This is a genomic window from Octadecabacter ascidiaceicola, from assembly GCF_900185015.1.
In the GTDB taxonomy this organism is placed as follows: domain Bacteria; phylum Pseudomonadota; class Alphaproteobacteria; order Rhodobacterales; family Rhodobacteraceae; genus Octadecabacter; species Octadecabacter ascidiaceicola.
Genome location: NZ_FXYD01000003.1, coordinates 454,727 through 466,558 on the forward strand (window position 1 = coordinate 454,727; position 11,832 = coordinate 466,558).

General features: G+C 56.2%; 9 protein-coding genes. 6 read left to right on the forward strand and 3 right to left on the reverse strand.

Annotated features, from left to right (window positions below):
• Positions 1-27: 27 nt before the first annotated feature.
• The 5 genes from gpmI to OCA8868_RS11210 all read left to right on the forward strand — a co-directional run bounded on the left by gpmI (position 28) and on the right by OCA8868_RS11210 (position 5,075).
• On the forward strand, positions 28-1,560 hold the full coding sequence (gpmI, locus tag OCA8868_RS11190) for a 2,3-bisphosphoglycerate-independent phosphoglycerate mutase (protein ID WP_093996642.1): 1,533 nt from the start codon (positions 28-30) through the stop codon (positions 1,558-1,560).
• Positions 1,557-2,660, forward strand: a complete 1,104-nt coding sequence (locus OCA8868_RS11195) for a murein hydrolase activator EnvC family protein (protein WP_093996643.1) — start codon at positions 1,557-1,559, stop codon at positions 2,658-2,660. Before gpmI ends, OCA8868_RS11195 begins: the two co-directional genes overlap by 4 nt.
• Positions 2,661-2,700: 40 nt before the next feature.
• Positions 2,701-4,038: a S41 family peptidase gene (locus OCA8868_RS11200; RefSeq protein WP_093996644.1), complete on the forward strand. Its 1,338-nt coding sequence runs from the start codon at positions 2,701-2,703 to the stop codon at positions 4,036-4,038.
• 81 nt (positions 4,039-4,119) lie between these two features.
• Positions 4,120-4,602: an RNA pyrophosphohydrolase gene (locus OCA8868_RS11205; RefSeq protein WP_093996795.1), complete on the forward strand. Its 483-nt coding sequence runs from the start codon at positions 4,120-4,122 to the stop codon at positions 4,600-4,602.
• Positions 4,599-5,075: a hypothetical protein gene (locus OCA8868_RS11210; protein WP_093996645.1), complete on the forward strand. Its 477-nt coding sequence runs from the start codon at positions 4,599-4,601 to the stop codon at positions 5,073-5,075. Before OCA8868_RS11205 ends, OCA8868_RS11210 begins: the two co-directional genes overlap by 4 nt.
• On the opposite strand, the gene OCA8868_RS11215 is transcribed toward OCA8868_RS11210, so the two are convergent.
• The 3 genes from OCA8868_RS11215 to dapE all read right to left on the reverse strand — a co-directional run bounded on the left by OCA8868_RS11215 (position 5,072) and on the right by dapE (position 9,922).
• Positions 5,072-6,310: a lytic murein transglycosylase gene (locus OCA8868_RS11215; RefSeq protein ID WP_093996646.1), complete on the reverse strand. Its 1,239-nt coding sequence runs from the start codon at positions 6,308-6,310 to the stop codon at positions 5,072-5,074. The genes OCA8868_RS11210 and OCA8868_RS11215 overlap by 4 nt on opposite strands.
• Before the next feature lie 96 nt (positions 6,311-6,406).
• A complete protein-coding gene (gene rnr / locus OCA8868_RS11220; RefSeq protein ID WP_093996647.1) occupies positions 6,407-8,650 on the reverse strand; it encodes a ribonuclease R in 2,244 nt (747 codons plus the stop codon).
• Between the two features lie 129 nt (positions 8,651-8,779).
• Positions 8,780-9,922, reverse strand: coding sequence for a succinyl-diaminopimelate desuccinylase (gene dapE, locus OCA8868_RS11225; protein WP_093996648.1), 1,143 nt, complete (start codon positions 9,920-9,922; stop codon positions 8,780-8,782).
• A 320-nt stretch (positions 9,923-10,242) separates the two neighbouring features.
• On the opposite strand from dapE, the gene OCA8868_RS11230 reads away from it, so the two are divergent.
• Complete coding sequence (locus OCA8868_RS11230) at positions 10,243-11,832, forward strand: Hint domain-containing protein (protein WP_093996649.1); 1,590 nt, start codon at positions 10,243-10,245, stop codon at positions 11,830-11,832.

Below are 11,832 nucleotides of genomic sequence, written 5' to 3' on the forward strand. Positions count from 1 at the left end.
AGGTGGTGAGCCTTGGAGGGATTGAGAATGAGCGCACCGAAACCTGTTGTACTTTGCATTCTGGATGGTTGGGGTAATAGCGCCGCGACGGTTGGGAATGCACCTGCGCTGGCTGACACTCCAAACTATGATCGCATTATGTCAGGACCCACTGCGGAACTGATTACGCACGGGCCCGATGTTGGGCTTCCGCGCGGGCAAATGGGGAATTCCGAAGTTGGGCATACGAACATTGGCGCGGGCCGTGTTGTTGCGATGGACCTTGGGGCGATTGACCTCGCGATTGAGGATCAAACATTTGCGCAGGAACCTGCCCTGAAGGATTTTGTTACAACGGTAAAAGCAGCAGGTGGTCGGGCGCACATCGCAGGATTGATCTCGGATGGCGGCGTTCATTCCCATATCAACCACATGATCGCCGCGGCGCAGGCACTTTGTGATGCAGGCCTTGAGGTTGTGATCCATGCGATCACTGACGGGCGCGATGTAGCTCCGAAGTCCGCGCTTATCTATCTGAAAGAGCTGCGTGAACACCTTCCCGATCGCGCGTGGATCGGCAGTGTGATCGGGCGATATTATGCAATGGATCGCGATAACAGGTGGGAGCGCGTGCAAGACGCATTTTATGCGATGATGTATGGGGATGCGGGTGACCTTCGATTTGATACAGCCGAATCCGCGATTGAAGCCGCTTATGCCGATGATCTTACGGATGAGTTCATCAAACCGTCAGTGATTGGTGCGAACAGTGCGATCTATGATGACGACGGCTTGTTTTTCCTCAATTTCCGCGCGGATCGCGCTCGTGAAATCCTCAGCGCGTTGGCAGACCCTGACTTTGATGCATTCGACACGCATGGTGCGGATCATGACCGATCGGACCTCGCGGCGGTGTTGGGCATGGTTGATTATTCGGATCATCACACCACATTCATGACCACGGTTTTCCCGAAAAAGAAAATCAAAAATACGCTTGGCGCTTGGGTTGCGGCGAAAGGGCTGCGCCAGTTCCGTGTCGCTGAAACAGAAAAATACCCGCATGTGACGTTCTTTCTAAACGGCGGTATCGAGATGCCTGAGACAGGCGAAGACCGTTACATGGCCCCGTCCCCAAAGGTCGCGACCTATGACTTGCAACCGGAAATGTCGGCCGCTGAAGTGACGGATGCTTTTGTCGGTGCGATCAAGGATGGGTATGATCTGATCGTTTGCAACTACGCCAACCCTGACATGGTCGGGCATACCGGTGACATCAATGCCGCGGTGAAGGCGTGTGAAGCGGTTGATGCAGGTTTAGGCCGTGTTTTGGCCGCGTTAGAGACTGTAGGTGGCGCGATGATCGTCACGGCGGATCACGGCAATTGCGAGACGATGGTAGACCCTGAAACCGGTGGGCCGCACACGGCGCATACGACAAACCCTGTGCCTGTTGCGCTTGTTGGTGGACCTGAGGGTGCTGAATTGAACAATGGCCGTTTGGCAGATTTGGCGCCGACCCTATTGGATCTGATGGGGCTAGGTCTGCCGCCTGAAATGACGGGCGTGAGTTTGATTAAGTGAAAGCTCTCGCGTTCATAATTGCACTGGTTGCAGCCCCCGCTTTGGCACAGACGCCAAGTGAGGCAGCTCTCGCGGCATCTGAACGTTTGCAAGAGGCGCGTGGTATTTTGGAAGCGGCAGACGGGCGGTCTGATCGTGTTGCCGCATTGACCGAAACTGTGCGGGCCTATGAAGACGGGTTGGCGGCATTGCGTGACGGACTGCGCCGCGCGGCGATCCGACAGCGCACGCTAGAGACTGATCTTGCGGCGCGATCCGATGAGGTCGCGCGCCTGTTGGCTGTTTTGCAAACGATGGGCCGCGCACCCGCCCCGATCCTATTTCTGCACCCAAGTGGGCCGACCGGAACGGCGCGATCTGGCATGATGCTGGCCGAAGTGACCCCCGCATTGCAGGACGAAGTGACGGCATTGCGCAGCAAGTTGGAAGAAGTCGCGGTTCTGCGAAGCCTACAGACGGATGCATTGGCGGTTTTGGAGGACGGGTTGGACGGCGCACAAGAGGCGAGAGCGGCCCTAAGCGCGGCGATTTCGAACCGCACAGACTTGCCGCAACGGTTTTTGAATGATCCCGTTCAAACCGCGATTTTGCTCGCGAGTGCTGAGACACTGGATGCGTTTGCGACGGGTTTGACCGAGACACATGCGAACGCTGGGCCGGATGCCAGCACGGTTAAGGGGGCGATCCCATTGCCGGTCGCGGGTCAAGTCATTCGCCAGTTCAATGAGGCGGATGCCGCAGGGATCGAACGCCCTGGTATTCTGATTGCAACGCGGCCTAGGGCGTTGGTTGCGACGCCCGTTTCGGCGACCATTCGTTATGCGGGTCCATTGCTGGATTATGGAACGGTGGTGATTCTGGAACCTGCTGCCGACACGCTTTGGGTTATTGCGGGACTCGCTGAGGCATTTGGCGAAGTGGGGCAGATTGTCCCAGACGGCACCCCAATCGGTCTAATGGGAGGCGTTATCACGAATGCTCAAGCGATTTTGAACGAAAGCGCGCAGGGTTCCGCCGGTGAACGTACTGAAACGCTTTATCTTGAGGTCAGAGACGGGCAAAGTGCCGTAAATCCCGCAGAGTGGTTTGCGTTGCAGTAAACTTATGCCATGTCGGGCAAGAATGATTGGAATTGAGTAGATGAAAAAATTTGCAATGGCCGCTACGGGCGGGATCTTATTGGGCGCAGTCGCCACAACGCAGATCGCAGGCCCGCTTATCGCGCAGGAAGCGACCAACAACGCGTCCGTCTATGAGCAGCTCGACCTGTTTGGAGACATCTTTGAACGCATCCGTGCGCAATATGTCGAAGACGTGGACGATGCGGCGCTGATCGAGGCAGCGATTGACGGTATGCTGACGTCGCTTGATCCGCATTCCAGCTACCTGTCCCCAGAGGACGCCGCCGACATGCGCGAAGCGACGCGTGGCGAGTTCGGCGGACTTGGCATCGAGGTGACCCAAGAAGAAGGGTTCGTAAAGGTTGTTTCCCCGATTGATGGCACACCTGCGGCTGGGGCCGGAATCGAAGCTGGTGATTTCATTACCGGCGTTGATGGCGAAAACCTGTTTGGTCTGACGTTGGACGAAGCGGTCGAACTGATGCGCGGCCCTGTTGGATCCGAGATTATCATTACCGTGGCGCGTGAAGGCGTGGATCAGCCGTTTGACGTGTCCATTATCCGCGACACCATCAAACTGACAGCCGTTCGCAGCCGCGTTGAAGGTGAAACTGTTGTGCTTCGCGTCGTGACGTTTAGCGACCAGACGTACCCGAGCCTTGAAGAGCAATTGGCCGAACAAGTGTCTGAGGCTGGTGGCATTGAGAACGTCAATGGTTTCGTCATTGATCTGCGCAACAACCCAGGTGGTTTGTTGAACCAAGCGATTGCGGTGTCCGATGCGTTCTTGGATGCGGGTGAAATCACATCTACACGTGGGCGCAACCCGAACGATGGCCAACGCTGGAATGCCCGTGAAGGTGACTTGGCAGAAGGTCTGCCGATTGTTGTGTTGATCAACGGGGGCTCTGCGTCTGCATCCGAGATCGTTGCTGGTGCGTTGCAAGACCATCGCCGCGCGATTGTTATCGGGACCAACTCGTTTGGTAAGGGCTCTGTTCAGACAGTCATGCCACTGCGCGGTGACAGCGCGATGCGCCTGACAACAGCGCGGTACTACACCCCGTCTGGACGTTCGATCCAAGCGCTAGGCATTTCACCTGACATCATCGTCGAACAGCCACGCCGTGACCCTGAAGCGGAGGTCGAGGAGGAAGAAGATCGCGGTTTCCGTTCCGAGGCGGACCTGCGTGGCGCGTTGGATAATGACAGCCTGACCGAAGATGAGATCGAGCTGATCGAAGCGGATCGTCTGCGTGCGGAAGATGCAGCGGCCCTTCGCGAAGAGGATTACCAGCTGGCCTACGCCATCGACATTCTGAAAGGTTTGTCTGCGCTTGGGCCAAACGGCGAATAATTTTCCCAGTTGGGAAAGATGCGCCGCCGAGGTAAAACTCGGCGGCGTTTTCATGTGAAGGATACGACAATGGCCAAGACGATGACCCCTGACGAAATTGTAAAGCTTCCGTACCGTCCGTGCGTGGGACTGATGGTTGTAAACAAAGACGGCAATGTTTTCGTTGGCCAGCGTTTGGATCGTGATCAGGATGCTTGGCAAATGCCACAAGGGGGCATCGACAAGGGTGAGGGTGTGACAGAGGCCGCGCTGCGTGAGCTTGACGAGGAAACCGGCATCACCCCCGATTTGGTGACGATTGTCGCGGAAACCGAAGATTGGCTGCCCTACGATCTGCCCCACCATATTGTGCCAAAAATCTGGAAAGGCCGCTTTCGGGGGCAGGAACAGAAATGGGTGCTGATGCGGTTCAACGGCACCGATGATCAGGTAAACATCGTCCAACCACACCAAGAATTTTCCGAATGGATGTGGATTTCTCCCAAGGAACTGCTTGCGAATATCGTCCCATTTAAAAGGGACGTTTACGCGGCGGTGCTAGACGCTTTTGGAGGTGAAATATGAAACGATTTTTGTTGGCGGCCTTGATCGCTGTGACCGCAGGGCAAACGCAGGCATTGTCTTGCATGCCACCGGATATCGCCCGCACATTCAATTGGGCGAATGCCGCCGAAGAAAGCTATCTTGTTTTGAATGGCGCGTTTTCATTTGATGCGCCTGCCCGAACCAGAGGCGGGCAGCTTGACCCTGAAACAGTGTCTATGCGTGCGGGTTTTGAGGGAAGCTACCTTGGCGCGGCTGGATTCGTTCCAGCACCCACACTTGATGTGACGTTGACGTTTGTTTGCTTAGGGCCGTGGTGCGGTTCTATGGAAAGCGACGGCGAGGATGTTTTGGTGTTCGCACAGCAAACGCAGGACGGTTACGTTGTCGAAATTGATCCGTGTTTCAGCAAGCTTTTTGAACCCAGCCAAGACAACATTGATCGTGTTGAGTCCTGTATACGCGGCGAAAGCTGCGCAGAAATTCCTTTCTAGCGCAGTCGTTCTAACAACCGCACGGAGGCATAGCCATCCGGCGTTAGCCCATTGGCCAACTGATAGTTGCGGATCGCGTTGATCGTGAGCGGCCCGATGCGACCGTCGATTTTGGTTGTATCAAACCCTGCGGCGGTCAGGCGCTCCTGAAGTTCTCGGCGTTGTGGGCCGGATAATGCGCCATCGCTGCGAGGCCATGACGCCTGAATTGCGGGGCCGCCCGCGATGCGGTCAGACAAATGACCGACCCCGATCACATAGGCATCGGCTGTGTTGTAGCGTTCCAGAACTTCGAAATTCGGGAAGATCATAAAGGCCGCGCCCTCTGCGCCACCGGGGAGGAGGATGGACGCGCGTGCGTGATCAGGCACCGCGCGACCGTTTAGGTCGACAACACCCAAGGCCGCCCACGCGCTTGGCAGTTGCTCGTTTTCACGGCGGGCGGTTGCGTATTCAAATCCGTCGGGAAGCTGCACTTCGACACCCCAAGGCTGGCCAAGGGTCCAGCCGAAACTACGCAAGTAATTGGCCGTCGACGCCAGCGCATCTGTCGGATCATCCGACCAGATATCGCGCCGACCATCGCCATTTCCATCAACAGCATAATCAAGAAAGCTGGTCGGGATGAACTGTGTATGTCCCATCGCGCCCGCCCATGAACCTGTCATGTTTCGTGGCGCGGTGTCACCAGCTTCGAGAATTTGCAGCGCCGCCACAAGCTGTTCTTCAAAGAACTCACCGCGCCTTGCCTCATAGGCGAGGGTTGCCATCGCTTCGATCACATTGGTGCTGCCGCGCACGGCGCCATAGGCCGATTCAAGCCCCCAGATCGCGACGACCACTTCTTTATCGACACGGTAGGTCGCCTCGATCTGGTTCAGCAGCCTTGAGTTGTTTTCCAATGCGCGGCGTCCGTTGCGGATACGGGCGTCGGAAACGGCGGTATCAAGGTATTCCCAGAGCGCTTTGCTGAACTCGGATTGGTTGCGGTCGCGCTCAACAACGGTCGTGTTGTACTCGATGTTTGCGAAAGCCGTATCGAAGGTGGCGGCAGAAATACCTTGCCTTAAGGCGCGGCTGCGGAAGCCGGAGATCCAGCGGTTGAAACGCAAACTGGCCGTTTGCACCTGGATAAACGGGGATACGTTCTTGGGTGCCTCCTGTGGGACCGGTCCAGCCATTAAAGGGCCAGCACCAAGCACCCCAACCAATACCAAACCGCGCAAAAACATCATGCCATAACCCACCTGAAAGGACTCGTCCCTGACACGGTAGCGCGAATGTTTCCATTTCGGAACCAATCCATTGGGCGCTGGCAGTTTTTCGCCCGCTTATTTACGCGTACGCTTCACTTTACGCGCTGTTTTCGCGGCCTTTTTCTTGGCGCTACTCATTTTGCGACGCGGGGGTTTGCCGCGATGGGTTGAACGGCCCTTAGGCATCGCTTTGCCGTCAATTTCTAACAGATCAACAATGAGGCCGCCCGTCACAGGCGCGGCCTCAACCAGTTTAACCGTCACGCGCACGCCGAGCCCGATGACAACGCCCGTGTCAGCCCCCATTAAGGTCTGGCTGTCGGCATCATAGTGGAAATACTCCGCCCCCAAATTGCGGATCGGGATCATGCCGTCAGCGCCCGTTTCATCGAGCTTCACAAACACGCCAAACTTCGCAATTCCGCTGACACGGCCCCCCATCATAGCGCCAACACGGTCGTTCAGGAACGCTGCGAGGTAGCGGTCTGTGGTATCGCGCTCAGCCAGCATTGATCGGCGTTCCGTGTCGGAAATTGCGACTGCGGTCTCGGCCAGCATCGCTTCGTCTTCGGGTGTCAGCCCGTCCTTGCCCCAACCGTGCGCCGTGATCAGCGCGCGGTGAACAATCAGGTCAGAATAGCGGCGAATAGGCGATGTGAAATGCGCGTAAGCCAAGAGCGCGAGGCCAAAGTGCCCGAAGTTTTCAGGATTGTAATACGCTTGGGTCATCGAGCGCAGTGTTGAGATATTGATCAGTTCCGCGTCATCCGTTCCTGCCGCCTGAGACAGCAATCTGTTCAAGTGCCCCGTCTTAAGAACCTGCCCCTTCGCCAATTGCAGCCCAGCGGCTTGCGCTGTTTCACGCAACGCTTCGAGCTTTTCGGGCTTGGGTTCTTCGTGCACGCGGAACAACAGCGCAGTCTTTTTAGCAACCAAGGTTTCCGCCGCCGCGACGTTGGCAAGGACCATAAATTCTTCGATCAAGCGGTGCGCATCAAGGCGTTCCCTGAACGCTACATCTTCGACGACGCCATCATCATTCAGGACGATCTTTCGTTCGGGCAGATCAAGTTCAAGCGGCTGGCGCAAAGCCCGTGCCTTTTTTAGCGCGTCATAGCAGGCGTAAAGCGGGCGGATTACATCGTCGAGGAGCGGCGCGACCTTGTCGTTCACAACGCCGTCCATCGCGGCCTGTACTTCTTCGTAATTCAACGACGCGGGCGACTTCATAAGGCCACGCACAAAGCGATGAGATGTTTTGTTACCGTCGCGGTCGATCTGCATCTCAACGGCGATACAGGCCCGATCAACCCCTTCGTGCAACGAACAAAGATCACCAGACAACCGGTCCGGCAACATCGGAACAACGCGGTCGGGAAAGTAAGTGGAATTGCCACGCTTGCGCGCTTCGCGGTCCAGTTCAGACCCCGGAGTGACGTAATGCGCCACATCCGCAATCGCGACCCAAAGCGCGAAACCGTCGTCACCGTTTGGTATGGCACAACAGGCGTCATCGTGGTCGCGCGCATCCCACGGGTCGATTGTTATCAGCGGCAGATCGCGCAAGTCATCGCGTTTTCCGAGGCCTGCTGGTTTCGCGGAATCGGCTTCGGCGATGACACTGTCAGGGAAATGATCAGGGATGCCGTGTTGATGAATTGCAATCAGGCTGACGGCGCGTGGCTGTGTTGGGTCACCCAATCGCGCAACGATCCGCGCCTTAGGCAAACCCATTCGCCCTTTCGGGCCTGCTTGCTCGGCTTCAACAAGCTCGCCGTCTTTCGCATCACCCGTGGCCCCGGCCGCAACGACCCATTCCTTTTGGGACCCCTTGTCGACAGGAACGATCCGGCCGCCCTCAGATCCAGCGCGAAACACGCCTAAAATACGCAGCGGGTTGGTGCCAATGCGACGGATAAGACGTGCTGAATAGGAATAATCCTCGCCACGAACCTCTGTCAGACGGCCAAGAATCCGCTCGCCTGCGCCCAGCGCGGGCTCATCAGGTTTCATAACCATCAAGACTTGCGGCGCATCGCCCTCGCCTGCCCATTCTAAAGGCCGTGCAAACAGATCACCGTCACTGTCGGGGCCCACAATTTCCAACACGGAAACCGGCGGCAGCTTGTTGGCATCACGGTAGGACGACTTGCGCTTTTGAAGCTTCCCTTCGTCCTCCAACTCGCGCAGCACACGTTTGAGATCAATGCGCGCAGCGCCTTTGATACCGAACGCCTTCGCTATATCGCGCTTGGCAGCTTTGGTGGGATTTTCAGCGATCCATGTGAGGATCTCGGACTTCGAAGGGATACGTATCATAGCGCCTGCCTATCACGGGTTATGCGTAACGTCAGACCCTATCTTTCTTCTTCTTTTGTTCAAAAACCTCAGAGGGAGTCGCTTTTGCGACGGGGGACTGGTCCCCCTCCCCGCTCGCCGCAGGCGCAATCAGCTAAAGTAGTCGCGCAAGACACGCGTATAGATCGCCTTAAGCTGGGTGATTTGCTCGATAGGCACGCATTCATCAACCTGATGCATGGTTTTCCCGACAAGACCGACTTCCACGACAGGGCAATGGTTCTTCACAAAACGCGCATCCGACGTGCCGCCGGTTGTTGATAGCTCAGGCGTCACACCCGTTTCCATTTCCACCGCAGCACTTACGAGGTCGGACAATTCACCTGGAGGCGTCAGAAAGCTCTCGCCAGAAACCCGGGTATTCATATCTATTTGAACACCGAATTCCGCTGCAACAGCGTCCACTTCGCTTTGCATCCATGCGATGACATCTGCGCTGGTGTGCAGGTCGTTGAACCGTACGTTGGCGCTGGCTTTGCAGGCGGCTGGGATAACGTTTGTGGCAGGGTTTCCCGTGTCGATGGTGACGACTGCGAGGGTCGAGGCGTCAAAATGATCGGACCCCTGGTCCATCTCATGGCTCGCCAAACGGTCCACCAATCGCGCCATCGCTGGCAGCGGGTTATTGGCGCGGTGCGGGTAGGCGGAATGGCCTTGTTTGCCTGTCACCGTGAAGTGCGACGTTAGCGAGCCGCGGCGCCCGACCTTTATCATCTCGCCCATTTTGTTCGGGCAGGTGGGTTCTCCCACGATACAGGCGGTCATTGCTTCGTTGTTGGTTTGCATCCAGTCCAAAAGCGCGATGGTGCCGTCGGTTGATGGGCCTTCTTCGTCGCCTGTGATCGTCAGAATGATTGCGCCGTCTGGCGGCGTGTCTTTCACGAAATCAACCGCTGCAGCGGCGAACGCCGCGACGCCGGATTTCATGTCTGTGGCCCCGCGACCATACATAATACCGTCGCGGATTTTTGCGCCGAATGGGTCGACTGTCCATGCTGCTTCGTCGCCTACGGGGACAACGTCCGTATGACCGTTAAACCCGAACGATTTATTCGCTCCGCGCGCACCCCAACGGGCAAACAGGTTCGGCGTGCCGTTGCGGTCAACCCGCGTTGTTTCAAAACCGGCATCTGACAGCAGCTTATCCAGAAGCTGCAACGCGCCGCCCTCAACGGGGGTCACGCTAGGGCAGCGGATTAGATCGGCGGTTAAAGCAATCGGATCGACGGGCATGGAACTCTCCTTGTTGCCCCTGCGTTACCGAGGATTTGATGGTGATGCAAACCTTGGCCCCAAGTTTCAACGGGCGATGTGTCTGTGACCTTCGCGACACATATTTCGCGTTACGTGTGCGTAAGCGTCTAAAAAGCCACCAAAAAATCCACCCGTTAACATATGCTTAACACAATAATATTGACCCGAGGCAGGGCAGACATCGAGCGGACCCAACATGGTCCTTAGGTCGCAACGTCGACCACTAGATATAGGTATTTCACCGACAAGTTCGGGTGAATTCCGTCTGGCTTGTCTCACCTTGGAAAGAGGTGAGTAGAATGGTTGCAGGCGTAGAGTTAACTTATAACACCAATGCTACTGCGTTGCAGATGGCCAATTCTATCTTTGGCAGTGGCGTTACGGTCACTGGTGCCAGCTATTCCGGTTCCAGTTACTCATCCGGCATTTATTCAAACGGCGACGCTGTTGCGGGTAACGTAACGCCCGGCGACACCGGCGTAATCCTGTCCACCGGTCGTGCAAACCGTTTCACCAACGACAATCCGAGCCAATCGAACCAAAGCACGAATACGTCCACCAATACGGGCGGCGCCAACAACGACGCTGACTTCAACACAGTCGCGGGTACCAACACGTATGATGCGTCTTACATGGTTGTGGATTTCATCCCGACTGATGACGTGATGACGATGCAGTTTGTGTTCTCGTCTGAGGAGTACCCAGAATATACGAACTCTGTTTACAACGATGCTGTTGGAGTCTGGATCAACGGAACGCACGTTCCGCTTTCGATTGCGAGCAGCGGTACGACCATCAGCACGGTCAACCAGTCAAACAACATCAACTTGTACAACGACAACACGTCCGACCAGTTCAATACTGAGATGGATGGCTTTACCGTTACGATGACGCTGACGATCCCGGTGAATGTCGGCACAACAAACACAATTAAAATCGGCATCGCTGATGTCGCCGATAGCAGTTACGATTCCAATCTCTTGATCGCCGCAGATTCTGTGCAAACGGAGCTTGTCGCTTTGGACGACCAGGTGACAATGCAGGACAGTGTCACCAAGAACGTTGATGTTCTCGACAACGATGTCAACAACACCACCGGCTCGCTTACGATCACACATATTAACGGTAATCCTGTCGTCGCTGGGCAAACGATCACACTGCCGACGGGCCAAACGGTGAAGCTGCTTGCCGATGGGACCTTCGACATCACCACGGATAGTGATTTTGAGACGACCAACTTTACCTATGAGGTCGAAAGCACCGATGGCAGCGGGAACGTTTTGGAAACGGATGTTGGTTTCGTCACGGTTGAAACGATCCCCTGCTTTGTGGCTGGTACAATGATCGATACCGTTGATGGCCCCCGCGCGGTCGAAGGTCTGACAGCTGGTGACATGGTCATGACCCGTGATGATGGCCCGCAGCCGCTTCGCTGGATCGGACGTCGCGCTGTGCCTGCTATTGGAAAGATGGCCCCAATCCGTATTCGCGCGAATGCCTTGGGCGAGCATGGTGAGTTGATGGTTTCCCCACTGCACCGCGTCATGGTTAAGGACGCATTGGCAGAACTGATGTTCGGCAACACCGAAGTTCTTATTGCCGCCAAAGACTTGGTGAATGACCGCAGCATCCGCGCTGTCGAAGGTGGTGAAGTGGAATACGTCCATCTGATGTTCGACCAACATCAGGTTATCTATTCGGAAGGCCTCGCAACGGAAAGCTTTCTTCCGGGGCCACAAACAACCAAGTCTTTTGAGGCTGAAATCGTCGAAGAGATTTGCACGATTTTCCCGGAACTGGATTTGGCGACGGGTGAAGGCTACGGGCCTGCCGCGCGGCCAATGCTCAAACGCTATGAGGCGGAAGCCCTGAAACGACGCGTGGCTTAG